The 25,640-nt window shown below is 61.5% G+C and carries 19 protein-coding genes; 13 read left to right on the forward strand and 6 right to left on the reverse strand.

What is annotated here, in order from left to right; genetic code table 11:
• Nucleotides 1-73: 73 nt before the first annotated feature.
• The gene (hrpA, locus tag AC0Z2B_RS19935) at nt 74-3,985 is read right to left on the reverse strand and encodes an ATP-dependent RNA helicase HrpA (RefSeq protein ID WP_476298905.1); all 3,912 of its coding nucleotides are present in this window, start codon (nt 3,983-3,985) and stop codon (nt 74-76) included.
• 258 nt (nt 3,986-4,243) lie between these two features.
• Between hrpA and AC0Z2B_RS19940 the strand changes: the two genes are divergently transcribed.
• The 3 genes from AC0Z2B_RS19940 to AC0Z2B_RS19950 all read left to right on the forward strand — a co-directional run bounded on the left by AC0Z2B_RS19940 (nt 4,244) and on the right by AC0Z2B_RS19950 (nt 7,254).
• On the forward strand, nt 4,244-4,408 hold the full coding sequence (locus tag AC0Z2B_RS19940; protein ID WP_416422915.1) for a hypothetical protein: 165 nt from the start codon (nt 4,244-4,246) through the stop codon (nt 4,406-4,408).
• 62 nt (nt 4,409-4,470) lie between these two features.
• Nucleotides 4,471-5,835, forward strand: a complete 1,365-nt coding sequence (locus AC0Z2B_RS19945) for a glutamine synthetase family protein (RefSeq protein WP_476298907.1) — start codon at nt 4,471-4,473, stop codon at nt 5,833-5,835.
• A gap of 135 nt (nt 5,836-5,970) precedes the next feature.
• Nucleotides 5,971-7,254, forward strand: coding sequence for an NAD(P)/FAD-dependent oxidoreductase (locus tag AC0Z2B_RS19950; protein ID WP_476298909.1), 1,284 nt, complete (start codon nt 5,971-5,973; stop codon nt 7,252-7,254).
• 104 nt (nt 7,255-7,358) lie between these two features.
• Here AC0Z2B_RS19950 and fadD1 read toward each other — a convergent pair whose 3' ends face one another.
• Complete coding sequence (fadD1, locus tag AC0Z2B_RS19955) at nt 7,359-9,056, reverse strand: long-chain-fatty-acid--CoA ligase FadD1 (protein ID WP_476298911.1); 1,698 nt, start codon at nt 9,054-9,056, stop codon at nt 7,359-7,361.
• A gap of 280 nt (nt 9,057-9,336) precedes the next feature.
• The gene (gene fadD2, locus AC0Z2B_RS19960; protein WP_476298913.1) at nt 9,337-11,025 is read right to left on the reverse strand and encodes a long-chain-fatty-acid--CoA ligase FadD2; all 1,689 of its coding nucleotides are present in this window, start codon (nt 11,023-11,025) and stop codon (nt 9,337-9,339) included.
• 207 nt (nt 11,026-11,232) lie between these two features.
• Between fadD2 and AC0Z2B_RS19965 the strand changes: the two genes are divergently transcribed.
• From AC0Z2B_RS19965 to AC0Z2B_RS19980, 4 genes are all read left to right on the forward strand, one after another.
• Nucleotides 11,233-12,177 (forward strand): lysophospholipase, encoded by a 945-nt coding sequence (locus AC0Z2B_RS19965; protein WP_476298915.1) that lies wholly within the window; start codon nt 11,233-11,235, stop codon nt 12,175-12,177.
• A 31-nt stretch (nt 12,178-12,208) separates the two neighbouring features.
• The gene (locus AC0Z2B_RS19970) at nt 12,209-12,679 is read left to right on the forward strand and encodes a MaoC family dehydratase (RefSeq protein ID WP_416422909.1); all 471 of its coding nucleotides are present in this window, start codon (nt 12,209-12,211) and stop codon (nt 12,677-12,679) included.
• Between the two features lie 145 nt (nt 12,680-12,824).
• On the forward strand, nt 12,825-14,273 hold the full coding sequence (locus AC0Z2B_RS19975; RefSeq protein WP_476298917.1) for a PAAR domain-containing protein: 1,449 nt from the start codon (nt 12,825-12,827) through the stop codon (nt 14,271-14,273).
• Nucleotides 14,270-14,905, forward strand: coding sequence for a hypothetical protein (locus tag AC0Z2B_RS19980; protein ID WP_476298919.1), 636 nt, complete (start codon nt 14,270-14,272; stop codon nt 14,903-14,905). Before AC0Z2B_RS19975 ends, AC0Z2B_RS19980 begins: the two co-directional genes overlap by 4 nt.
• 321 nt (nt 14,906-15,226) lie before the next feature.
• On the opposite strand, the gene AC0Z2B_RS19985 is transcribed toward AC0Z2B_RS19980, so the two are convergent.
• Nucleotides 15,227-15,388 (reverse strand): hypothetical protein, encoded by a 162-nt coding sequence (locus AC0Z2B_RS19985; RefSeq protein ID WP_416422904.1) that lies wholly within the window; start codon nt 15,386-15,388, stop codon nt 15,227-15,229.
• A 59-nt stretch (nt 15,389-15,447) separates the two neighbouring features.
• Nucleotides 15,448-15,792, reverse strand: a complete 345-nt coding sequence (locus tag AC0Z2B_RS19990) for an aspartate-semialdehyde dehydrogenase (protein ID WP_416422903.1) — start codon at nt 15,790-15,792, stop codon at nt 15,448-15,450.
• A 190-nt stretch (nt 15,793-15,982) separates the two neighbouring features.
• Between AC0Z2B_RS19990 and rapA the strand changes: the two genes are divergently transcribed.
• From rapA to AC0Z2B_RS20020, 6 genes are all read left to right on the forward strand, one after another.
• On the forward strand, nt 15,983-18,829 hold the full coding sequence (gene rapA, locus AC0Z2B_RS19995; protein WP_416422902.1) for an RNA polymerase-associated protein RapA: 2,847 nt from the start codon (nt 15,983-15,985) through the stop codon (nt 18,827-18,829).
• Nucleotides 18,830-19,523: 694 nt separating this feature from the next.
• The gene (locus AC0Z2B_RS20000) at nt 19,524-19,676 is read left to right on the forward strand and encodes a hypothetical protein (protein WP_476298921.1); all 153 of its coding nucleotides are present in this window, start codon (nt 19,524-19,526) and stop codon (nt 19,674-19,676) included.
• Between the two features lie 84 nt (nt 19,677-19,760).
• Entirely contained in the window at nt 19,761-20,963 is a 1,203-nt protein-coding gene (locus AC0Z2B_RS20005) for an MFS transporter (protein ID WP_476298923.1), read from the forward strand.
• Nucleotides 20,947-21,924: a ThiF family adenylyltransferase gene (locus AC0Z2B_RS20010; protein WP_476298925.1), complete on the forward strand. Its 978-nt coding sequence runs from the start codon at nt 20,947-20,949 to the stop codon at nt 21,922-21,924. The genes AC0Z2B_RS20005 and AC0Z2B_RS20010 overlap by 17 nt, the downstream gene beginning before the upstream one ends.
• Nucleotides 21,911-22,768, forward strand: a complete 858-nt coding sequence (locus tag AC0Z2B_RS20015; protein ID WP_476298927.1) for an aKG-HExxH-type peptide beta-hydroxylase — start codon at nt 21,911-21,913, stop codon at nt 22,766-22,768. The genes AC0Z2B_RS20010 and AC0Z2B_RS20015 overlap by 14 nt, the downstream gene beginning before the upstream one ends.
• Before the next feature lie 3 nt (nt 22,769-22,771).
• Nucleotides 22,772-24,139, forward strand: a complete 1,368-nt coding sequence (locus tag AC0Z2B_RS20020; RefSeq protein ID WP_476298929.1) for an ABC transporter substrate-binding protein — start codon at nt 22,772-22,774, stop codon at nt 24,137-24,139.
• Between the two features lie 128 nt (nt 24,140-24,267).
• Here the strand turns inward: AC0Z2B_RS20020 and AC0Z2B_RS20025 are convergent, their stop codons facing one another.
• Nucleotides 24,268-25,623: a spinster family MFS transporter gene (locus AC0Z2B_RS20025; RefSeq protein WP_476298931.1), complete on the reverse strand. Its 1,356-nt coding sequence runs from the start codon at nt 25,621-25,623 to the stop codon at nt 24,268-24,270.
• Between the last annotated feature and the right edge of the window lie 17 nt (nt 25,624-25,640).

Genomic DNA, 25,640 nt, shown 5'->3' on the forward strand with positions numbered 1-25,640 from the left:
GGGCGAATCGATGGGCAATTGTGCCAGATTTGCCGAAAAAGTGCCCTTTTCACGATAAAGGGCACTCCTGGCGTCAGGCCTCTACCTGGCTCCACTGTTTGCTTAGGCGCTTGTCGGAGATCGGCACTTTGGTGCCCAGCTGCTGGGCGAACAGCGACACGCGGTATTCTTCGATCAGCCAGCGGTACAGCTCCAGCTCCGGGTCGCGCTTGCCTTCCTGGGCGTGCTTGGCCTGGCGCGCCTGGTACTGGGCCCAGACGTTGCCCAGTTCGATGCTCCACACGCGGTCCTTCTGCACCTGGCTGCCCAGCTTCTCCAGGCGCATTTCCACGGCCTTGAGGTAGCGCGGCAGCTCCTTGAGCCAGGCCGACGGCGTCTGCCGGACGAAGCCGGGGTACACCAGCTGGCTCATTTGCGCCTTGATGTCGTTGAGCGCCACGGCCTGGGCCAGGTCGATCTTGCCCTTGAAGCGCTTCTGCAGGCCATGCCACAGCTTGAGGATGTCCAGGGTCTGGCGCGCCAGGCGTTCGGCGTGCTCGGCCCAGGCACCGCGCTTGCGCTCGGCCAGCGCCGCCAGGCCGGCGCCGTCGCGCGGCAGGCTGGCTTCGCCTTCAAGAATGCAGGTGTCGAGGCTGGCCAGCAGGATATCTTCCACCAGCGCCTCGATGCGCCCCAGCTCACGGTACAGCAGGCCCAGCTCGGTCTGGCCCGGCAGCTTGCCGCGCAGGAACTTGGCCGGCTCGGCCAGTTGCTGCAACAGCAGGCGCTGCAGCGCGCGGCGATGCTGGAATTCGGCTTCGGCGGCGGTGGAGAAACGGCCTTCCTTGACGGTGCCGTTCTCTTCAACCAGCGCCGGGTACACGGTCATCGACAGCCCGGCAATCTTCTGCTGGGTGGTCTCGGCCACGGCGGCGAAGGCCTTGGCCTCCACTGGCTGCTGGCTCTTGGCCGACTGCGGCGCCGCCAGGGCAGCCTGGCTGGCCTGCACGAAGCGGGCGGTCAGCTCGGCCAGGTCGCGGCCTTCACCAAGGAACTTGCCCTGGCCGTCCAGCACTTCGATGTTCATGCGCAGGTGGCTGTCCACCTGCTGCTCGGCCTCGGCCCAGGCCTCGTCGCTGACCCGCGCACCGGTCATGCGCAGCAGCTCGCGGCCCAGGGCCTGGGGCAGCGAGCCGTCGCCGAAGCTGATTCGCGCCAGCGCCGCGCGGACAAAGTCCGGCACCGGCACGAAGTTCTTGCGGATGGCCTTGGGCAGGTTACGCACCAGGGCAATGCACTTGGCTTCCAGCAGGCCGGGCACCAGCCACTCCAGGCGCTCGTTGGGCAGCGCCGGCAGCAACGGCGCCGGCACGCTCACGGTGACACCGTCGCGGGGGTGGTTGGGCTCGAAGTGGTAGCTCAGGGCCAGGGTCAGGTCGCCCAGGCGCAGGGTGTCCGGGTACTGGCCGGCAGTGACTTCGCTGGCCTCGCGGGCCAGCACGTCTTCCTCGCGCATGATCAGCAGCTTCGGGTGCTTCTGGCTCTCGGTCTTGTACCAGTGGTCGAAGGTCGCCGTCTGGTGGATCTCGGCCGGCACCCGCGCGTCATAGAAGGCGTACAGGGTTTCCTCGTCGGCGAGGATGTCGCGGCGCCGCGCCTTGGCTTCCAGGGCGTCCAGCTGCTCGAGCAGCTCGCGGTTGGCCACCAGGCATTTGGCCCGCGACTGGATCTCGCCACGCACCAGGCCTTCGCGGATAAACAGCTCGCGCGACACCACCGGGTCCACCGGCCCGTAGTGCACGGGGCGGCGGCCGACCACGATGAGGCCGAACAGGGTGATCTGCTCGTACGCCACCACCTGGCCGCGCTTCTTCTCCCAATGGGGCTCGAAGTGGTTCTTCTTGATCAGGTGGCCGGCCAGGGGCTCGATCCAGTCGGCGTCGATCTTGGCCACCATGCGCGCGTACAGCTTGGTGGTCTCCATCAGCTCGGCAGTCATCAGCCACTGCGGGCGTTTCTTGCCGATGCCCGACGAGGGGTGAATCCAGAAACGCCGCTGGCGGGCGCCCAGGTAGTCGCCTTCCTCGGTCTTCTGGCCGATCTGGCTGAGCAGGCCGGAGAGAATCGCCTTGTGGAATTTCGGGTAGTCGGCCGGCTCCTTGTTGATGGTCAACTGCAGGTCGCGGCAGATCAGGCTCAACTGCCGGTGCGCATCGCGCCACTCGCGCAGGCGCAGGTAGTTGAGGAAGTTCTTGCGGCACCAGTTGCGCAGCGGGCTGGCGGTCAGGGCCTGGCGCTGCTCTTCGAAGCCGCGCCACAGGTTGACCAGGGCGGCGAAATCGGAATCGGCGTCTTTCCACTGCGCGTGGGCCTGGTCTGCGGCCTGCTGGCGCTCGGGCGGGCGCTCGCGCACATCCTGCACCGACAGCGCACTGGCGATGATCAGCACTTCCTGCAGGCTGCCCTGCTTGGCCGCCTCCAGCAGCATGCGGCCCATGCGCGGGTCCACCGGCAGGCGCGCCAGCTGGCGGCCGATGGGCGTGAGCTGGTTCTCGCGGTTGACCGCCGACAGCTCCTGCAGCAGGTTGAAGCCGTCGGTGATGGCCTTGCCATCCGGCGGCTCGATGAACGGGAACTGGTCGATCTCGCCCAGGCGCAGGTGCAGCATCTGCAGGATCACCGCGGCAAGGTTGGTGCGCAGGATCTCGGGGTCGGTGAATTCGGGGCGGGCGATGAAATCCTCTTCGCTGTACAAGCGAATGCAGATGCCCGGCTCCACCCGGCCGCAGCGGCCCTTGCGCTGGTTGGCGCTGGCCTGGGACACCGCCTCGATGGGCAGGCGCTGGACCTTGGCGCGGTAGCTGTAGCGGCTGATGCGCGCGGTGCCGCTGTCGATCACGTAGCGGATGCCCGGCACGGTCAGCGAGGTTTCGGCGACGTTGGTCGCCAGCACCACGCGGCGGCCCGGGTGGCTCTGGAAGATCTTCTGCTGCTCGGCCGGCGACAGGCGCGCGTACAGCGGCAAAATCTCGGTGTGCTTGAGCTGGGCCTTGCGCAGCATTTCCGCGGCGTCGCGAATCTCGCGCTCGCCGGGCAGGAACACCAGCACGTCGCCCGGGCGCTTGCCTTCGCTGCGCTCGAACGCGGCAATTTCATCCAGGGTAGCGATGATCGCCTGGTCGACGGTGAGGTCGTCCTCGACGCTGTTGCCCTCCTCGTCCTGCTCGCTGGTCAGCGGCCGGTACCAGGTGTCCACCGGGTAGGTGCGGCCCGACACTTCGATGATCGGCGCGTCGTCGAAGTGCTTGGAGAAGCGTTCCAGGTCGATGGTCGCCGAGGTGATGATCACCTTCAGGTCCGGGCGGCGCGGCAGCAGGGTCTTCAGGTAGCCCAGCAGGAAGTCGATGTTCAGGCTGCGCTCGTGGGCTTCGTCGACGATGATGGTGTCGTAGCGTTCCAGGAAGCGGTCGTGCTGGGTCTCGGCCAGCAGGATGCCGTCGGTCATCAGCTTGACCAGGGTGTTGGCGTCGCTCTGGTCCTCGAAGCGCACCTGGTAGCCCACCAGCGCGCCCAGCGGCGTGGCCAGTTCCTCGGCCACGCGGGTGGCCACGCTGCGGGCGGCGATCCGCCGGGGCTGGGTGTGGGCGATCAGGCCGTGCTGGCCGCGGCCCAGCTCCAGGCAGATCTTGGGCAGCTGGGTGGTTTTGCCCGAGCCGGTCTCGCCGGCGATGATCAGCACCTGGTGCTCGGCAAGGATCTTCTTGATCTCGTCGCGCTTGGCGGCAATCGGCAGGCTGTCGTCGTAGCGAATGGTCGGCACGCTCTGCCGGCGCGCGGTGACCTGGGCCATGGACGCCTGCGCCCGCTCGACCCACTGCCCCAGCTTGACCTCGTCGGGCTTCTTGCGCAGCTCGTGCAATTGCCGACGCAGGCGATGGCGATCGCCGATCATGGCCTGGTCGAGGTTCTTGAACAGTGTGTCGATAACGGGATTGTGGTCGGTCATCAGGTACGCAAATGGCTACGCGGCAAAAAGAATGGGCAGGATTGTCGCAGATTTGGCCCCTTCATTCCTAATCCCTCCGCGAATCCGTAGCCGCTGCCGCCAGGCTGCGCTGGCCCTGGCGTTCGCTGCAGATCTTCCGTGGGCACGATGGCCAGCGCAGCCTGCCGGCAGCGGCTACATTGTTTAACGCCAGCCGTACTGAAGGTACGACAATCCCGATTTAACCACCCGGGACCACCATGCAACCATCCAGGCACCATGAACGCCACCCCGCTTCCCCCCGCCAGCACCGAACCGCGCACCCCGCGCCGTAGCGTCTGCCTGCGCCCCGGGGAGAACCCGCTGTTCAACGTGATCCTGGCCTTCTGGGCCCTGTGGCACTGCCGCCACGCCCGCCCGCCGGACGCCGCCCTCGCTGCCTGACCAACCTTGTACTCCCGTCATCGCGACGGGCCGTTCACGTGTGCGCAAGCGAGAGCCCACCCATGCATTTTGCCCCCCTGCAACAGGCCCAGGCGTTCCTGGACCAACACCCGCATATTGAAATGTTCGAACTGTTCATCCTCGACGCCAACGGCGTGCCACGCGGCAAGCTGCTGCACCGCGATGAACTGCTGGCCGTGTACCAGAGCGGCCGGCCGCTGCCTAGCACCATCCTGGGCCTGACCCTGAACGGCGACGACGTGGAAAACTCCGGCCTGGTGTGGGACGTGGGCGACATCGACTGCCGCGCCTACCCGCTGGAAGGCAGCCTCGTGCCGCTGCCGTGGCGCAAGATTCCGACCGCGGCGGTGCAGGTCAGCATGCACCCCACCGAGGGCCTGCCCGCCACCGTGGCCGACCCGCGCCATGTGCTGGTCAAGGTGATCGATGCCTTGAAGGCCGACGGCTTGCACCCGGTGATGGCCTGCGAGCTGGAGTTCTACCTGCTCGATGCCAAGCGCGACGCCAACGGCCGCCCGCAACCGGCGCTGGACGCCGACGGCGCCCGCCCGCGCAGCACTCAGGTGTACGGCCTGCGCGAGCTGGAGCAGATCGAGCCGTTCCTCGCCGACCTGTATGCCGCCTGCAAGCAGCAGGGCATTCCGGCGCGCACGGCGATTTCCGAATACGCCCCCGGCCAGGTGGAGATCACCCTGGAGCACGGCGGCGCGCTGTTGGCCATGGACCAGGCGGTGCGCTACAAACGCATCGTCAAGGGCGTGGCGCACCAGCACGGCATGCAGGCCTGCTTCATGGCCAAGCCCTTCGATGACCTGGCCGGCACCGGCATGCACATGCACGTCAGCCTGGCCGACGCCGACGGCCACAACCTCTACGCCAGCGAAGACAAGGCCGGCACGCCGCTGCTGCGCCAGTCGGTGGGCGGCATGCTTGCCCACCTGCTCGACAGCCTGCTGCTGTTCTGCCCCAACGCCAATTCCTACCGGCGCTTCCAGGCCAACAGCTACGCGCCCCTGGCGCCCACCTGGGGCGTCGACAACCGCACCGTCAGCCTGCGCGTGCCGGGCGGGCCGGCCAACACCCGGCACATCGAACACCGCATCTGCGGCGCCGACGCCAACCCGTACCTGGCCGCGGCGGCCATCCTGGCGGCCATTCACGACGGCATTCGCCAGCAGCGCGACCCCGGCGCGCCGGTGCAGGGCAACGGCTATGCGCAGGCCACGCACTTCCTGCCCACTGACTGGCTGACCTCGCTGACTGCCCTGGAGCGTTCCGAATGGGCGCGCGAGGCCCTGGGCGATGGGTTCCTCAAGGTGTACCTGGCGGTCAAGCGCGCCGAGTACCGGCAGTTCATGGCCGAGGTAGGCGAACAGGATTGGCGCTGGTACCTGACCAACGCCTGATCCTGCTTCACCCCAATATCCGTAGCCGCTGCCGCCAGGCTGCGCTGGCCCTCGTTTACGCTGAAGATCTCCAGCGAGGCGCAGGGCCAGCGCAGCCTGCGGCAGCGGCTACATCATCCGTTTTCAGGAATAGCCATGACTCAACGCATCAACTCCTACTACACCGCCACCCTCAACCAGGAAACCGACTTCCCGGTGCTGCAGGGCCTCCATAGCGTCGACGTGGCCATCATCGGCGGCGGCTTCACTGGCGTGGCCACCGCCGTGGAACTGGCGGAAAAAGGCCTGAAGGTGGCCCTGCTGGACACCCACAAGATCGGCTGGGGCGCCAGCGGGCGCAACGGTGGCCAGGTCACCGGCAGCCTTTCCGGCGACGAGGCCATGCGCAAGCAGATGCGCCGCAAGCTGGGCGCCGAGGTGGATGATTTCATCTGGCACCTGCGCTGGCGCGGGCACCAGATCATCGAGCAGCGGGTGGCGAAATACGGCATTGAGTGCGACCTCAAGCACGGCCACCTGCACGCGGCCATGAAGCCGTCGCACCTGACCGAACTGCGCGCCTCGCTGGAAGAAGCCCAGGCCCGTGGCATGGGCGACCAGGTGACGCTGCTGGACCAGGCCGGCGTGCGCCAGCACCTGGACAGCCCGCTGTACCTGGGCGCCCTGAAGAACACCCGCAACATGCACCTGCACCCGCTCAACCTGTGCCTGGGCGAGGCCCGCGCGGCGCAGTCGCTGGGGGCGCTGCTGTTCGAGCACAGCGAGGTGCTGGACATTGTCCATGGCCCGCGCCCCGCCGTGGTCACCGCCAACGGCCGCATAGAAGCCGGGCAGGTGCTGCTGGCCGGCGACGTCTACCACAAGCTGGAACCGGGCAAGCTCAAGGGCAAGATCTTCCCGGCCATGGGCGGCATCGTCACCACCCGCCCGCTGGGCGAACTGGCGCGCCAGCTCAACCCCCAGGACCTGGCGGTCTACGACTGCCGCTTCGTGCTGGACTACTACCGCATGACCGCCGACGGCCGCCTGCTGTTCGGTGGCGGCGCCAACTATTCCGGCAAGGACTCGCGCGACATCGCCGCCGAGCTGCGGCCATGCATCGAGCGCACCTTCCCGCGCCTGCAGGGCGTGGACATCGAATTCGAGTGGAGTTGCGCCATGGGCATCGTGGTCAACCGCATCCCGCAACTGGGCAAGCTGTCGGACAACGTCTGGTACTGCCAGGGCTATTCGGGGCATGGCATCGCCACCAGCCACATCATGGGCGAGATCATGGCCAACGCCATGACCGGCACCCTGGGGCAGTTCGACACCTTTGCCGGCTGCCAGCACATCAAGGTGCCCATGGGCGATGTGCTGGGCAACCCGTTGCTGGCGGTGGGGATGTGGTACTACGGGATGCTGGAAAAACTGCGCTGAAAAACGCCTGTAGCCGCTGCCGCCAGGCTGCGCTGGCCCTATGCCTCGCCGGAAATCTCCAGCGTACGTAAGGGCCAGCGCAGCCTGCGGCAGCGGCTACAGGGTTAGGCGATCTTTTTCAGGCCCAGCTTCTTCAGTTCTTCATCACGCAGTTCACGGCGCAGGATCTTGCCGACGTTGGTGGTCGGCAGGCCGTCGCGGAACTCCACCGAGCGCGGCACCTTGTAACCGGTGACGTTGGCGCGCATGTGCTCCATCACCTGGTCCTTGGTCAGCGTCACGCCCGGCTTGGCGACGATGAACATCTTGATGGCCTCGCCGGACTTCTCGTCCGGCACGCCGATGGCCGCGCACTGCAGCACGCCCGGCAGGGTCACCAGCACGTCTTCCAGCTCGTTGGGGTAGACGTTGAAGCCGGACACCAGAATCATGTCCTTCTTGCGGTCGACGATGCGCATGTAGCCGTCGTCCTGGATCACCGCGATGTCGCCAGTCTTCAGCCAGCCGTCGGCGTCGAGGATCTCGTCGGTGGCATCCTGGCGCTGCCAGTAGCCCTTCATCACCTGCGGGCCCTTCACGCACAGCTCGCCCACTTCGCCCAGGGCCAGTTCGCGGCCGCTGTCATCGGTGACCTTGCAGCGGGTGGACGGCACCGGGATGCCGATAGTGCCCACCTGAATGTTCTGGATCGGGTTCACCGACGCCACCGGGCTGGTCTCGGTCATGCCGTAGCCTTCGCAGATGGCGCAGCCGGTCACGCTTTTCCAGCGGTCGGCAGCGGCCAGTTGCAGGGCCATGCCGCCCGACAGGGTGACCTTCAAGGCCGAGAAGTCGAGGTTGCGGAAGTCGGCGTTGTTGCACAACGCCACGAAGAGGGTGTTCAGGCCGACGAAGCCGCTGAACTTCCACTTCGACAGTTCCTTGACCATGGCCGGCAGGTCGCGCGGGTTGCTGATCAGGATGTTGTGGTTGCCGATCAGCATCATCGCCATGCAATGGAAGGTGAAGGCGTAGATGTGGTACAGCGGCAACGGCGTGATGAGGATCTCGCACCCTTCGTTGAGGTTGGAGGCCATCAGCGCCTTGCACTGCATCATGTTGGCGATCAGGTTGCGGTGGGTGAGCATCGCGCCCTTGGCCACGCCGGTAGTGCCACCGGTGTACTGCAGCACGGCGACGTCTTCGGCGTTGGGGTTGGCTTCGCGCACGGGCTGGCCGTGGCCCTTGGCGAGCACGTCGTTGAATTTGACGGCGGTGGGCAGGTGATAGGCCGGCACCATCTTCTTCACGTACTTGATCACGCTGTTGACCAGCAGGCGCTTGACCGGCGGCAGCAGGTCGCCGACCTGGGTGACGATCACGTGCTTGACCGAGGTCTTGGGCACCACGTTCTGTGCCAGGTGGGCCATGTTGGCCAGGCACACCAGGGCCTTGGCGCCGGAGTCGTTGAACTGGTGTTCCATTTCCCGTGCGGTGTACAGCGGGTTGGTGTTGACCACGATCAGGCCGGCGCGAATCGCACCGAACACCACCACCGGGTATTGCAGCACGTTGGGCAGCTGCACGGCGATTCGATCACCGGGCTGCAAGTCGGTATGCTGTTGCAGGTACGCCGCGAAGGCGCCAGACAGTTCGTACAATTGACCGTAGGTGAGCGTCCTGCCCAGGTTGCTGAACGCCGGCTTGTCGGCGAAGCGCTGGCAGGACTGCTTCAATACAGCCTGAATGTTCGGGTACTCATCAGGATTGATGTCCGCAGCAATACCTGCTGGGTACTTATCCTTCCAGAAATTTTCGATCATGGAAGCCCACTCCTCCAGCACAGCGAATTCATCACCGCTTCGTATGCGATTATTATTGATAGGTGATCACGGTACGTGAAGCACCGATCGATCGAAAGCGCGCCGAGAGTAGCAGCTTTGGAAAAGGTCGCATAGAGGCCGAATTGGCCCGACCGGTCACGGAAATGACTCTATGAATTCCAGTAGTCATTTTTAGAGTAAAAATACTATTGTGCTGGGACCCGGCCTGCGGCCGCTGCTACAAAACCCCTGTAGCAGCGGCCGCAGGCCGCGTCACGGCTCAGGCAATATCACGCAACTCGCGCCGCAAAATCTTGCCCACCGCCGTCATCGGCAGCGACTCGCGCAGCACGATGTGCTTGGGCACCTTGTAGCCGGTGAAGTTGGCCTTGCAGTAGGCCTTCAGCTCCTCGAGGCTCACGCCACTTTCACGCGGCACCACGAACAGCTTCACCGCCTCCCCCGAACGCTCGTCCGGTATGCCGATACAGGCGCAGTTGGCCACCTTGGGGTGGGCCATCACCACGTCCTCGATCTCGTTGGGGTACACGTTGAAGCCCGAGACGATGATCATGTCCTTCTTGCGGTCGACGATGCGCACGAAGCCGTCGGGGTCGATCACGCCGATGTCACCGGTGCGCAGCCAGCCCTCGGCGTCCAGCGCCTCGGCGGTGGCGTCGGGGCGCTGCCAGTAGCCCTTCATCACCTGCGGACCCTTCACGCACAGCTCGCCACGCTCGCCGCCGGGCAGCTCGTTGCCCTGGTCATCGATGATCTTCAACTGCGTGCCCACCACCGGCAGGCCCACGGTGCCCAGGCGCGCGGCGGCGCCGTAGGGGTTGGTGCTGACCACCGGAGAGGTCTCGGTCAGGCCGTAGCCCTCGACGATGCGGCAACCGGTGAGCTTTTCCCAGCGGTCGGCGGTGGCCTTCACCAGCGCCGTGCCGCCGGAGTTGGTGACCTTGAGGTGGGAGAAGTCCAGGTCCTTGAAACCGGGGTGTTCCATCAGCGCCACGAACAGCGTGTTGAGGCCCAGCAGCGCGGTGAACTGCCACTGCTTGAGCTCCTTGATGAACGCGGGGATGTCGCGCGGGTTGCTGATCAGCACGTTGTGGTTGCCGGTGACCATCATGCCCATGCAGTTCGCCGTGAACGCATAGATATGGTACAGCGGCAGCGGCGCGATCATGACCTCCTGGCCTTCGCGCAGGATCTTCACGCCGTGCTCGTCGGTCTGCTCGAAACAGCACAGCACCTGCTGCATGTTGGCCACCAGGTTGCCGTGGGTGAGCATCGCGCCCTTGGACAGGCCGGTGGTGCCACCGGTGTATTGCAGCACGGCGATGTTGTCGAGGGTCAGCGGCACCGGCGTCGGCGTGTGCCCGCGGCCCATGCCGAGGGCGCGCTTGAGCGAAATGGCCTGGGGCAGGTCGAAGGCCGGCACCTTCTTCTTCACCTTGTCCACCAGGGTGTTCACCAGCCAGCCCTTGGCGGCGGGCATCAGGTCGCCCATGCGCGCCTCGATCAGGTAGCTGATACCGGTATCGGGCAGCACTTCCTGCACCAGCTTGCCGAACATGTTCAGGTACACCAGCGCGCGGGCGCCGGAGTCCTTGAACTGGTGGCGCATTTCCCGGGCGGTGTACAGCGGGTTGGTGTTGACCACGATCAGGCCCGCGCGCAAGGCGCCGAACACCACGATGGGGTATTGCAGCACGTTGGGCAGCTGCACGGCGATGCGGTCGCCGGGCACCAGGTCCGTCTCGTGCTGCAGATAGGCGGCGAATTCCGCGCTATGGCGCTCAAGCTCCGCGTAGGTGAGGGTCACGCCCAGGTTGCTGAAGGCCGGGCGGTCGGCGAATTTGCGGCAGGAACGCTCGAACACCTCGACCACCGACTTGTAGGCCCCCAGGTCCAGCGTGGTGGGCACCCCGGCGGGGCGTTTATCGTTCCAGAATTCAGCTTGCATTATTATTGTCCTCTTGCCTGAGCCGATTCAGGCCGCCCATTCCGTACGCAGCGGCCGGTGCTTTGCCGACGTTAGCAGTTAAGCAAGCACTGGCAAACACGCCAGGTGCCGTCATTAACATCGTGAATCTAAATGCTGCGCCGCGCTGGATTCGCGCCATGGGCTATACAATGAGCTCGTCCCCACCGCACCGCGCAAGGAACCGCCATGCCCGCCGAGGCGTTCTGGCTTGAAGCCAGTGATGATTGCCGTTTGTACGTCCATGCCTGGCGGCCCGAGGCGCCGCCCAGGGCCGTGGTGGTGCTGGTGCACGGCATGGCCGACCATGGCGGCCGCTACCAGCGCCTGGGCCAGGCGCTGGCCGCCGCCGGGCTGGCGCTGTACGCCCCGGACCTGCGCGGCCACGGCCACACCGCCGAAGGCGGCGTGCTGGGCCACTACGCCGACGCCAACGGCTGGAACCGCGTGCTCGACGACCTGGCCGTGCTGGCCCGCCACGCTCGCCAGGCCCACCCGGGCGCGCCGCTGTTCCTGCTGGGCCACAGCATGGGCAGCTACCTGGTGCAGGGCTACCTGCTGCACCACAGCGCCAGCGTGCAGGGCGCGATTCTCAGCGGCTCCAACTACCAGCCGGCGCTGTTCTACCGTGCCGCGCGCCTGGTGGCCCGCCTGGAACGCCTGCGCCAGGGCCCGCGCGGGCGCAGCGCGCTGATCGAATGGCTGTCGTTCGGTTCGTTCAACAATGCGTTCAAGCCCAGCCGCACCGCGTTCGACTGGCTGAGCCGCGACCCGGCCGAGGTGGACCGCTACATCGCCGACCCGCTGTGCGGCTTCCGCTGCACCAATCAATTATGGCTCGACCTGCTGGCAGGCCTGGCGCAAATCAGCCAGCCGGGCAGTCTTGCGCAGATCGATCGCGGCCTGCCGCTGCTGATCATCGGCGGTACATGTGATCCGGTCAGCCAGGGCAAGCGTCTCACTGATCTGGCCCGTGCACTGGGGCGCACCGGCAACCGCCAGGTGGAGCTGGTGCTCTACCCCGACGCCCGCCACGAAGTGCTCAACGAACTCAACCGCGAGCAGGTCACCGCCGACCTGCTCGCCTGGCTGCAGCGGGCCCTGGCCATCCAGCGCCCGGCCCGCAGCGAATAACCGCACTACTGACGAAAAGGAACAGTCACCCATGACCCAGGTCACCAACACCCCGTACGAAGCCCTCGAAGTGGGCCAGAAAGCCACCTTCAGCAAGACCGTCGAAGAGCGTGACATCCAGCTGTTCGCCGCCATGTCCGGCGACCACAACCCGGTGCACCTGGACGCCGAGTTTGCCGCCGCCACCATGTTCAAGGAGCGTATCGCCCACGGCATGTTCAGCGGTGCGCTGATCAGCGCCGCCGTGGCCTGCGAGCTGCCTGGGCCGGGCACCATCTACCTGGGCCAGAAAATGAGCTTCCAGAAGCCGGTGAAAATTGGCGACACCCTGACCGTGCGCCTGGAAATCCTGGAAAAGCTGCCGAAATTCCGCGTGCGCATCGCCACCCAGGTGTACAACCAGCGTGACGAGATGGTGGTGGACGGCGAAGCCGAGATCCTGGCGCCGCGCAAGGAGCAGACCGTGAACCTGGTGAGCCCGCCGGCCATTACCATCGGCTGATGACGAGGTAGCCGCTGCCTGCTGGCAGCGGCTACAACCTTGCTTCAAGACCTTTCCTACGCCTCATTGCGAAACATCTGATTTTCCCCTCCCGACTGCTGCCCTAGCGTGACCGTCCCTGCACAAAAACAAGGACACGTCAGCCATGCAGCGCTACCACATCACCGTGGGTGCCCGTACTACCGCTGGCGGCACCGTGACTTCGGGCTCCAGCCGCAGCACCATCAATGACCAGCCAATGGCCCGCGAAGGCGACGAGGTAGACTGCCCGGCCTGCGCCAGCACGGGGCGGATTGTCTGCGACGGCCTGCATCTTTCGGAAACCATCGAAGGGCGCGAGGTGGCCCTCGATGGCGACGTGTGCCGATGCCTGTGCAGCCCCCCGCCGCGGCTGATCGCCAACCAGACCCTGCGCTCCCAGATCATTGCCGATAGTGCCATCCCACCCACGGCCAGAGCGGCCTCACACCCCACCGCTGCCGCTCCCTCACGCCCCACAAGCCCGGCGCGTGCCGTCAGCGTCGGCACCCCGAACATCGCTTTCGCGCAAGGCTCGGCCTGCGAAGACCTGTGGCGCGAGTATCAACTTCAGGCCGAAGCCATCGTCGCGCCGGGCGGCACCCTGATAGCGGACGCCAAGGCCCGCAACCGCGCCATCAACGCCGCCTACGCACGCCTATGGCTGGAAGACCCACGCTTCCAGTGGGCCGGGCTGGCGGCATTCGCCTCCAAGCAGGTGGGCTGCGGCCTGCTGCACGCGTCGGAGTCCATCGAGAAGGTCCAGGCCGAACATGACACCCGCCAGCACCTGGAGCAAAGCGCCCGGCGCGGCTTCTTCGGGCTGTTCAGCAGCCGCAACGAGCGGGAGCGGCAGGAGAAAGTCGACGCGTTCAAGCAGAGCCGGCACGAGCATCAAGCCGCCCGCGACAACAACCCGGTGCCAAACATTGACCTTCGGCGCACGGGCGAGCCGTTATCGCTGGTGCAGCAGCAGTTGCAGCATGTGTACGACATGCTGGCGATGGGGAATACCACGCTGTTCCTGGATGTTTATCCGCTGCATCTTTTTTATCGGGAGCGGGGGTTGGGGGCGTTGGAGGCGTGTTTGCCGGTACGTGCTGAACTGTATGAGAGGCATCCAGTGCTGTGGCTGGTTCAGCGGGAGACGTTGGCGTTCGGCAGAGTTCATGACGAGGTTCTGAATACGTTCCGTGCGATTGAAGCGAACGACATACCCGCGAGTGTCAAACATCTCGCTACCCACGAACAGGTCAATATCCTGCAGCCCGTTATGTACCGCGACCCGCAATTTGTACGCCTGCTACGCGGCAATCACGTTTCTTTCGTGGTTGGCTTCCCATCTGGCGCTGCCCAAGCCATTGAGCTGACTTTGGCCAGCCAATGCCAACGCCTCGATGACGGGAGAACCATCAGCTTCGGGAGCAACCCGCTTGCCGATTTGTCGGATATCAACCAGCGCATGCCGTTTGTACTCGGGGCCGCCGCAAAATTCGATCAACTGGTTAGCGGGAGCGACCGCAGGCAGATCGAATTGAGCCTGCACATTATCGCTACTGACCGAGGCGCTCCATGAGCCTGAAACAACACTTGGGCTGGCGGCACGTGATGATTGCCCTGGCGATAATGTTCCTGATCATGTTCAAGGTGTTTTCGGACGACCCCGAAATTGCGTTAGTCATCGGCGAGCCCTATGAGGACATGCGCCAACGATCCTCAGCCTACATTCCCCCTGCACTCCCCGGAGAAATATGGTTCAACATTCCGGACTCCGACGTGCGTCTGAACTTTATTGATCCCACCTACGGATTTGTAACGCCACTGGCCCGCTTCTTCACAGTGATTTACAACAAGGGGCTGATCGGCAGTGTGCGAATGTCTCCTCAAACAGAGCCACTACTACTCGACGAAACCCTCAAAATTGCGTTGGATTTACAGGACCAGTGGCGTCGAACCGGGTGGACACTCACCCGGCCGAGCGATTTTCCAGCCATCGCCGACACGCCTGCCTGGCGAGAACGCTTTAGACAAAGACGCACAGGCATCACTACGTATTGGCAGGCAGAAGATCGATACCAGGTGGTCATGAGTGTCAGCAAATTTACCGACCGCAGGCGCCCGGATGAAGAGCGCTATCTCATCTCGCTGGCGGTATCAAAGCCTTTCGTGAAACCTTGGGAAGCGTATTCGACGCCGGTCGTGCCGTAGCAGCTGCCGCCAGGCTGCGTCCTGGAGCAACGCAGGACCGCCGCCGGACGCAGCCTTCGGCAGCTGCTACGCGAATGCGGATACCCCATAGACCGCGATGCAGACGACGCCATTTCAAGACAGTTGCTGCTACATCGCTTGCAACGTGGCACGGACAGTTTGTGGGGGGATTTCCAAGCGGTTATTGAAGGGCAAAAAAATGGGCGACCGAAGTCGCCCTAAATGCCTTGCGTGCTCTGTTGAAGCGCAAACCGCGTTTGCGTTCGATGGAGCAAAGATTAGCGAAGCACGGGCCAGGGGAAACTGACCCAGGTCAAGGTTTCAACGCTTCTTGGGCTTTTTCTTCGGCTTTTTCTTCGCCGCGCCCAGGGGCATGGCCTGCTCGAACTGCTGGCGCATGTCGTTCAGGCGCTTGTCGTTGAGGTCGTGGACACGCTTGGCGCGCTCCGCGGAGAAGTCGATCAGCTTGTCGTCCTGGCTCATGGTCACTACGTCAGGTGGGGCGAAATAGGCCTTCATAATGGCGGCAGACGCCCGCCGGATCAAACCTCGATGTCCACCCACAGGCCCTGGCGCGGTTCGTCGTCGATCAACGGTGCCACCGGCACGGTGTTGTCGGCGTTGAGTTCGTGGCCCGGCACCGGCAAATGCGCCTCGGGGTCGTTCTCGGCCTCTTCGCGCTGGCGCTGGCGGCGGCGCTGGCGCTCGGCTTCCTCGCGCAGCAGCAGGGCGGCGGTTTCCTGGTCACGCTGGCGCAGGTCGATCTCGCTCTCGTCCGAGGTCGGCTGCGTGGGCGCCACCGGCGCGATCACCGTGGGCGCTGGTCTGACCGGGTCCAACTGCGACGTCACCGGGACTACGCTGAGTGGAAGGATGGGTGGCAACATGTTCGAGTTCTCCTGTTGCCGGGGTAACGGCGGCAGGTGGTTCGGCTTGAAAGGTTTCTCCTTGAAGTATCGACTCCGTCACAAACAGTTTAGTGCAATCGGCGTGAGCAGCTTCCCGACGAGACTCTTTGGCCCTGAGCCCCATCATCCGGTACCATAGTCGGCTTTTTCATGGCGGGAGTCAGGCAGCATGGCGCAGCAGTATCAACCGGGGCAACGCTGGATTAGCGACAGCGAAGCAGAGCTAGGTCTTGGCACCGTTCTGGCACAGGACGGTCGCTTGTTGACCGTGCTCTACCCGGCCACTGGCGACACTCGCCAATACGCCCTGCGCAACGCGCCGCTGACCCGGGTGCGGTTCTCTCCAGGTGACCAGATCACCCATTTCGAAGGCTGGAAGCTGACCGTCCAGGAAGTCGAGGACGTCGACGGCCTGCTGGTGTACCACGGCCTGGACGCGCAGAACCAACCCTGCACCCTGCCCGAGACCCAGCTGTCGAACTTCATCCAGTTCCGCCTGGCCAGCGACCGCCTGTTCGCCGGCCAGATCGACCCGCTGGCCTGGTTCTCGCTGCGCTACAACACCCTGGAGCACACCAGCAAGCAGCTGACCTCCTCGCTGTGGGGCCTGGGCGGCGTGCGCGCGCAACCCATCGCCCACCAGTTGCACATCGCCCGTGAAGTGGCCGACCGCATCGCCCCGCGCGTGCTGCTGGCCGACGAAGTGGGCCTGGGCAAGACCATCGAGGCCGGCCTGATCATCCACCGCCAGCTGCTGTCGGGCCGTGCCGCCCGCGTGCTGATCCTGGTGCCGGAGAACCTGCAGCACCAGTGGCTGGTGGAAATGCGCCGCCGCTTCAACCTGGAAGTCGCGCTGTTCGACCGCGAGCGCTTCATCGAAAGCGACGCCACCAACCCCTTCGAGGACGCGCAACTGGCGCTGGTCTCGCTGGAGTGGCTGACCGAGGACGAAAAAGCCCAGGACGCACTGTTCGCCGCCGAATGGGACCTGATGGTGGTCGACGAAGCCCACCACCTGGTGTGGCACGAGACCAAGGCCAGCCCGCAGTACGCGCTGGTGGAGCAACTGGCCGAGGTCATCCCCGGCGTGCTGCTGCTCACCGCCACCCCGGAACAGCTGGGCCAGGACAGCCACTTCGCGCGCCTGCGCCTGCTGGACCCGAACCGTTTCCATGACCTGGCCGCCTTCCGCGCCGAGAGCGAGCACTACCGCCCGGTGGCCGAAGCCGTGCAGGAGCTGCTGGACAAGGGGCGCCTGTCGCCCAAGGCCCACGAAACCATCCACAACTTCCTGGGCGCCGAGGGCGAGGCCCTGCTGACCGCCGTCAACGACGGCGACGCCGAGGCCAGCGCGCGCCTGATCCGCGAACTGCTGGACCGCCACGGCACCGGCCGCGTGCTGTTCCGCAACACCCGCGCCGCCGTGCAAGGCTTCCCCGAGCGCAAGCTGCACCCGTACCCGCTGGCCAACCCGGACGAGTACATGGAGCTGCCGCTGGGCGAGCACGCCGAGCTGTACCCGGAAGTGGCCTTCCAGGCCCAGGCCGAGACCGACGAGGAAAACCGCTGGTGGCGCTTCGACCCACGCGTCGAATGGCTGATCGACCAGCTGAAAATGCTCAAGCGCACCAAGGTGCTGGTGATCTGCGCCCACGCCGAGACCGCCATGGACCTGGAAGACGCCCTGCGCGTGCGCTCCGGCATCCCGGCCACGGTGTTCCACGAGGGCATGAACATCCTCGAGCGTGACCGCGCCGCCGCCTACTTCGCCGACGAAGAGTTTGGCGCCCAGGTGCTGATCTGCTCGGAAATCGGCAGTGAAGGCCGCAACTTCCAGTTCGCCCACCACCTGGTGATGTTCGATCTGCCGGCCCACCCGGACCTGCTGGAACAGCGTATCGGCCGCCTGGACCGTATCGGCCAGAAGCACGTCATCGAACTGCACGTGCCGTACCTGCAGGACAGCCCGCAAGAGCGCCTGTTCCAGTGGTACCACGAGGCGCTGAACGCTTTCCTCAACACCTGCCCTACCGGCAACGCCCTGCAGCACCAGTTCGGCCCGCGCCTGCTGCCACTGCTCGAAGGCGGCGACGAAGACAACTGGGACACCCTGGTGGCCGAGGCCCGCGGCGAGCGCGAGCGCCTGGAAAGCGAGCTACACACCGGCCGTGACCGCCTGCTGGAGCTGAACTCCGGCGGTGGCGGCGAAGGCAAGGCGCTGGTCGCCGCCATCGAAGAACAGGACGACCAGTTCGCCCTGCCGATCTACATGGAAACCCTGTTCGACGCCTTCGGCATCGACAGCGAAGATCATTCCGACAACGCCCTGATCCTCAAGCCGAGCGAAAAAATGCTCGACGCCAGCTTCCCGCTGGGCGACGACGAAGGCGTGACCATCACCTACGACCGCCACCAGGCGCTGTCGCGTGAAGACATGCAGTTCATCACCTGGGAACACCCCATGGTGCAGGGCGGCATGGACCTGGTGCTGTCCGGCTCCATGGGCAACACCGCCGTGGCGCTGATCAAGAACAAGGCGCTCAAGCCCGGCACCGTGCTGCTGGAACTGCTGTACGTCAGCGAAGTGGTGGCCCCGCGCGCCCTGCAACTGGGCCGCTACCTGCCGCCCCAGGCGCTGCGCTGCCTGCTGGACGCCAACGGCAACGACCTGTCGTCGCGCGTCTCGTTCGCCACCCTCAACGACCAGCTGGAAAGCGTGCCCAAGGCCAGCGCCAACAAGTTCATCCAGGCCCAGCGCGACGTCCTCACCCCGCGCATCAACGCCGGCGAGACCAAGGTCCTGCCGCGCCACCTGGAACGCGTGGCCGAAGCCAAGCGCCGCCTGGCCGCCGAAACCGAAGAAGAACTGGCCCGCCTGACCGCCCTGCAGGCCGTCAACCCCACCGTGCGCACCAGCGAACTGGATGCACTACGCAAGCAGCGTGAACAGGGGCTGGCGATGTTCGAGAAGGCGGCGTTGAGGTTGGAAGCGATTCGGGTGTTGGTGGCGGGTTGACCGCTTAGCCTGATCCGGAAAAGAAGCCCGCGCGATGCGGGCTTTTTTTATGGTTTTTTTCGCGCGGCCACGCTTGCCCTCCCCCATCGCACATCAACTACTGGCGCTTTCGTACGAACGCAAAGCAAAGATCCAGAACATTCTTGAAATGCAGAGTGAGATCAGGCAACCCAGAGTTGAGCCCATTACTCATATTGAACGCAGTGTGCGAGCAGCCTTCACGGGGGCTGGCAATCTTAGAGAAAGTAGCGCTTCGATTGTAGAAGATTCGAGTGCGAGTCAAGGATTGACCGCTTAGGCTGAGCTGCAAAAGGGTACTGCACGCCCTTCCGGATACTACACATCGCACATGTAACAGGTAACAAAAATGAGGTCTTGGGGGAACACAATGAGCACTCTTTGCCTAGCCTAATGACTAGCTTTCGGGCTAGCCCAAAAAAACTTGAATATTCTGTGCTGCAAATTCTCACCCATCTGTTCCGCCTTTTAGAAACATCTCAGGGCAACCCCCAGATTCAAAAGAAAAAATTAAATTTCTCCAAAGAAACAGCGAAAAACCCAGTTACAATCCGAGGAATTGCAATAGCCACGAACGCCTCCTAGTATCGAATTACCGCAAAGGGCTTTCAACCATCGCGGGAAAAACTGCAGTTGCAGTTACCATCTATCAATAACAATACAAAGGATAGAAATAATGAACGAAACCATCTCACAAACCCCAATCGAAACACTTTCGCCCGAGCTGGAAGAGCTGCTCGACAACATCAAAACAGTTGACCTAAGCACGTTTGAAATCGCCGAAATCGAAATTGACTCCGGCGTAAAAATGACCACACACCGCACCTGAGTTAAATCCTCCGGGAGGCGCCCCCGGAGGACTCATAAAATCATCCCATAGAGAGGCAAATTACCTTGAACGTCAGGAGTCAGCATGCGGCCAACTCAACCATTTCAGACCGACGCCACCAGCAAACGGCTCGCTCTATTTTATTTTCTCGCCACATTCTCAGTTGAGCGCGGGGTCTTCGTATTCTTTTTAAAAGAACACGGCTACAGCCTAATTGAAATCGGCCTACTCCAGACAATTTTTTCAGCCTGCTTATTTTTATTTGAGCTACCTAGCGGATATCTCGCGGATAAATTTGGTCGCACCACAGCACTAGCAACAGGCGGCCTAACAGCAGGGATCAGCTTATGGGGCCAATTCATTTTAGTATCTAGCATGCCGCTGACTGCCGCTTGCTTCATTCTGTACGCATTATCGTTCTCACTCATTTCAGGGTCCTTAAGCAGCGCCCTCTATAAGAACCTAAAGAGCCTGGACGCACTCCACCTGTATTCTCGACACTACGCAACCATCCAATTTGCGGGCAGCTTATCACTGGGGCTTGCGATGATTTCCGCAGCACCCATATTAGAGATCGGGGGTTGGAAAGCCATTTACACGACATCAATAATTATGGCCGTACTGAGTGTAATAGCTGTAGCGCCACTCGTTAGAAGAGAAGCATCGAGCAACAACACGGCCCAACACATACCACAACTGAAAATCTTCATAAAAGAACTAATAGCCATTACTCCCATTGCACTACCATTCGCAACAATACATGCAGCAATGACACCATATTTCCTCTATGCCAGCTCCTCATTCCATGAGTCGGGAATGAGCAAAGGCGCGGCCAGCGCTGCCGTAGGCACCGTAGAAATAATCAGTGCTATGGCAGGAATGTGTGCCGCGCGCTTTTTCCCAAACGTTCCAGCACAATCTACCCCAGCACTAATGATAATGACCGCAGTTATCATTGCAGGAAACCCTCTTTACTCTCCATCCTTAAGCATCGTCGCCTTCCTGGCAGCAAACACATTGACGCTATGGGCCGCAATATTAACCAACAACCTAATAAACTCAAAAATCAAAGCAGAACATTTGAGAACCACAACCTTATCAGCTGCCTCTTTCTTGGACATGCTATTCATTTCAGCCGGATTCATCACCTATGGCATCATTGCAAAACTGCACCCCAGCGCTACGTCACTACTAGCCATTTCTCTTTACCCACTCACAGGAGCGATCCTACTGATAGTAACCTTTAAATCAGCATCCAAAAGAGGCAACAATGTTTTATCTAAATAGCGACATCATCATTAGAACTGACCAGACCATTCTATTAACAGGAAAGAGAACCTTCTCAATCGAAAAACCAACCCCATCGACCTCCAAATTAATTCAAGCGCTTCACTCAGGCATCAGGGATACTGACTTCAAAAGGCTTGAAAATGAAAGCACCCTAACGGTTGCATTCGCAAGGCTCAAGAGCCTTGACCTGATCATCCAAATACCTGATAACACTGCCAATCATTTCATCAGGAAAAGCGAGCTATTCTTAGCACGCACTTTTGAGAGGCCGGACATTGCAAGGTCAAAAATCTCAAAAATGCATATCACCATTCTAGGCTGTGGAGGCATAGGGGCCAACCTAACTTACCACTTAGCCATGAGCGGATTCAAAAAATTTACCTTTATAGATTCCGACTCAATAGAAGCCTCCAATATAAATAGACAGTACCCTTACGGACCAAGTGACGTAGGAAAACTTAAAACCGAGCAGTTAGAAAGTTTCGTTCACGCCATTCATCCCGACGCCGAAACACTTTCCATATCAGCACGAATCAAGACATTTGACGACCTCAGCCATTTATCACCCACAACGAACTTGATCATTTGCGGAGTGGACACCCCTCCCATCCTCATAAAAAAGATAGTCGCACTATTCGCGCGCGCCAAAGAGATTGACGTAGCTTTCTGCGGAGTAGGATACGAGGAAATAAGCATAGGCCCCTTACTCACCTCGCATGCTGCCAAAACCAATTATATCAACAGCCTAGAGAGACTGGACAAAAACATAAACTATTCACTACTCACCCCCTGCAGAGGTTCATTAGGCGCCACCAACTCAATGGCGACCTCGACACTAGCCGCCCAACTCATCCACCACTACTGCGCCTCAGCCCCGCCCCCCATTAAAAATAATGAACTGCTAATAAACCCTTGGTCACTCTCTTTGATTCGGAAAACCTCCTATGACAAATATTGACCAACTAATGGCGCATTTCACACCTTCTTATGAAGTCAACTGCCTCATTATAAAAATCCTGCATGAAGTATTTAAGAGAAACGAGACCGCATTTTCAGAACATCTAAAGCACTCATACAGAAACGTCTCAAACCACGCGACCGAAATCGACACAATATCGCTACGCCACTTTAACACTGACTCCCCACCCTGGATTCGCGAAATTATAGACGCAACAATCCAAGACCTGCACCAAGCCAATGAACATGGAATCACCATCCTTCCAACCACCCGTACACTTAGCAATCCAAGAGTCGCACAACTGTCAATACAGACAATCAAGCAATATTGCCCTATCACCTTTGATCTAATCAAAAAAATGGTAAACGAAGCAGTGCTTGTCGGCGGACGAGGATTACGAGGAGCCTCATCGAAAAAACATCTTGGGATTATTCTTGTGGGAATTAGTGAGAACGCATCCATTAGCGATTACATTGACACTTTCACGCACGAGGCGTCCCATATAGACCTGTACATTCGTAGTTTCGCAACACCATTTATCAGCAATCCTCAGCATCTCCTTGCCAGCCCAATCAGGTCTACTCTCAGGCCTGCTGAAGCTGTTCTACACGCAACATTCGTAACAGCCAGAGTCGCCTTAACCCTTACAAATATTGCTCATCACACACAGGACAGGAACCTCAAACAAAAATCTGAAGCACTAGCGGCCAAAAACCTGAAACAAGCCGTGATGGGAATTTCAATACTCGAGAGATCACAACTACTAACACTCCCAGGCGAGCAGCTGATTTCAAATATAAGATCAAGCATGGACAATATTTTTTATCACTGCCAGCGAGGTTAGAAAATGGCTCATCAGCTCAAATCAATCGCCATCGCCGTCGACGCACTTCCATACCAAAACAGCATCCAAACGGTATGCGACTATGGTGGCCAGCAGATTTTTGCCAAATGCGCCCTCCCCCTGTATACATACCGCAATGGTCAACTCGTAGGCCTTGCAGCGGAACACTGTCAGTTTTCCAAAGACAGAAAAAAACTGACCGTCAAGCTCCGCAGGGGGCTTTTCTGGTCCGACGGAAGCCCAGTTGTCGCCAACCACTATGCTAATAGTTTCAAAGAGATCATTCGCTCACCCTTCAACAGATTTAGCAATCTACTCTCAGATATCTCAGGCTATGGCGAATACGCGAACTTCCAGTCAGACGACATCGGTATCGCCGCCGTCGAAAAACTCACATTAGAACTGACCCTTCGCAACAGAAACAAATGGCTACCAAGCATGCTTAGCCAACTCAATTTTTCGCCGAGCTGTGACAATCCTGAACTAAGCGCTGGCCCCTACTGCGTCAAACATCAGTCGAGTATTTTTGTTGAACTAGTAAAAAACAGGTGGCACCCCTCACACAACCAATCAACCGCCGACAGATTAACATTCATCAACTATGAACCCTATCACGATCGCTCAGCATGTATCGAAGATTACTTTCGCGGGATGATAGACATAACATGCGACACGGTAATGAGACTCGAAGACTACAAAAAATACAGCCACCTACATGAATTCCACTCACAGCTGACCACTCTCGGAGTTTTTCTTGTACCCGGAACGTCCTTCACCTCTCTTCCATCTCAACTACGACAATCGCTATTCCATATATTCAACAGGCAAGAGATAAGTGAATCCCTTTTGGGCTTCGCCACGCCCCTGACGAGCTATCGCGGGCTATACATCGAGGAGGTAGTGCGTGCCACCGAGGACGTGCCCCCCCTCTCGCAGCACACTATAACAATGTTGTACGATGAGTTTTACCCTAACCTCACGATCGCTAAAGTGCTGCAGACGCAACTGACGCGGTTAGGCATTAAAACACAGCTTAAGCCTGTAGCTTTTGGCGACTGGTCTGCCCCATCAGACTTGCGGCTTACGATAAGCCCGCCTGCCTTGTACGGCCCGCTTGGCTTTTTCAAAAAAGACCTGTTCCAGGGCTATTTGACTTCCACCCTGCTTGCTAAAGCGAAGTTTCTATATTCCTTATACCTAAGCGGATTATCTGCCGAAGTTGAAACTGCGGCCGCTACAGGAATGGAAAAAATTATTTCGAATGAAGGGCTTTCTATTCCTTTAGTAGCACTACCTACTGCGGTACTAGTAAGAAAAAACATTTGCTACAGCTCCTTCTATGAAATAGGCGCACCTGTGCAGATGCTTTGATTGGAAACTTTGCAGGCCCCATTCAACTAACGTGGGCTGTTCAATTACCGTCCTCACGGTAGGGCGGACTGGCGATATCGCTGGCATTTGCGGTACTCGCTAGCTATCCGCCCCCATTTACCTGGGCTCTAAGCTACTCCCCCCACCACCACCCCACCCTCCGCCCGAACCACCACCATCCCCTCCCGCATCCGCTGCGCATCCCGCTTGAAGCTCCTGGCCGCCAACCCCAGGAACACCAACGTCATCACCAACGCCACCGGTATCGACAACATCGCGTCATGCAGCCCTTCGGCCTTGAACACCTCGCTGATTTCACTGGCCCCGGCGGCGGCCATGGCCTGGTGGGCGAAGCGGTCGCTGAGCAGCCCGGCCACTACCGGCCCCATGGAGCCGCCCAGCAGGTACAGCCCGGCGAAGAACAGCGCCATGGCGGTGGCGCGCATGCGTGGGTGCACCACTTCCAGGATGGCGGTGTAGGCGCAGGTATAGAAGGCGTAGCTGAAGAACCAGCCCAGGCCGAACACGGTGACGAACAGGCCGATGTCGATGCGCCCGGCCATCAGCGCCCAGGCGGTGGCGCTGGCGGCGACTACCATGCAGCTGGCGGCCAGCACCAGGCGGCCGTTGGCCAGGCGTTGCTGGACTTTGTCGGCCACCCAGCCGCCCAGGGTCAGGCCTACCAGGCCAGTGACGCCGACGATGACGCCGGTGGACACCGCGGCCTGGTGCAGCGGCAGGTGGAAGTAGCGTTGCAGCAGCGGCACCATGAAGCTGTTGCAGGCGTAGGTGGCGAAGTTGAACGCCAGGCCCGCCAGCACCAGCCAGCAGAAGGTGGGGATGGCCAGCAGCCGGCGCAGGGGTTTGTCGAGCGGCTGCTGGGACACCGGCTCGGCCTCGGCGGCGCCGCGCGCCGGTTCGCGGATGGTGAACATGAACAGCGCCAGCAGCAGCCCCGGCACCGCCGCGACGAAGAACGGCGCGCGCCAGTTGCCGAAGAACTCGACCATGGCGCCGATGGTGAAGAACGCCAGCAGCAGGCCCAAGGGCAGGCCGAGCATAAAGATGCCCATGGCCCGGCCGCGGCGCTGGGGCGGGAACAGGTCGCCGATCAGCGAGTTGGCCGCCGGCGCGTAGCTGGCCTCGCCGATGCCGATGCCCATGCGCACCAGCAGGAAGGTCCAGAAGCCGCCCACGAAGCCGTTCACTGCGGTCAGCGCGCTCCATACCGCCAGGCCCCAGCCCATCATCTCGCGACGCGAGCCAGTGTCGGCCATGCGCCCCAAGGGGATGCCGGCCACGGCGTACACCAGGGTGAAGGCGGTGCCGGCGATGCCCAGTTCGAAGTCACTGAGGTGCCACTCCATGCGCAGCGGCTCGATGATGATGGCCGGGATGGTGCGGTCGAAGAAGTTGAACAGGTTGGCCAGGAACAGCAGGAACAGGATGCGCCACGCGTGGGGCGCCTGGGCGGATGTCGGCATGAGTGGGCTCGCTATTC

It is taken from the genome of Pseudomonas sp. GYB4201 (assembly GCF_056312595.1).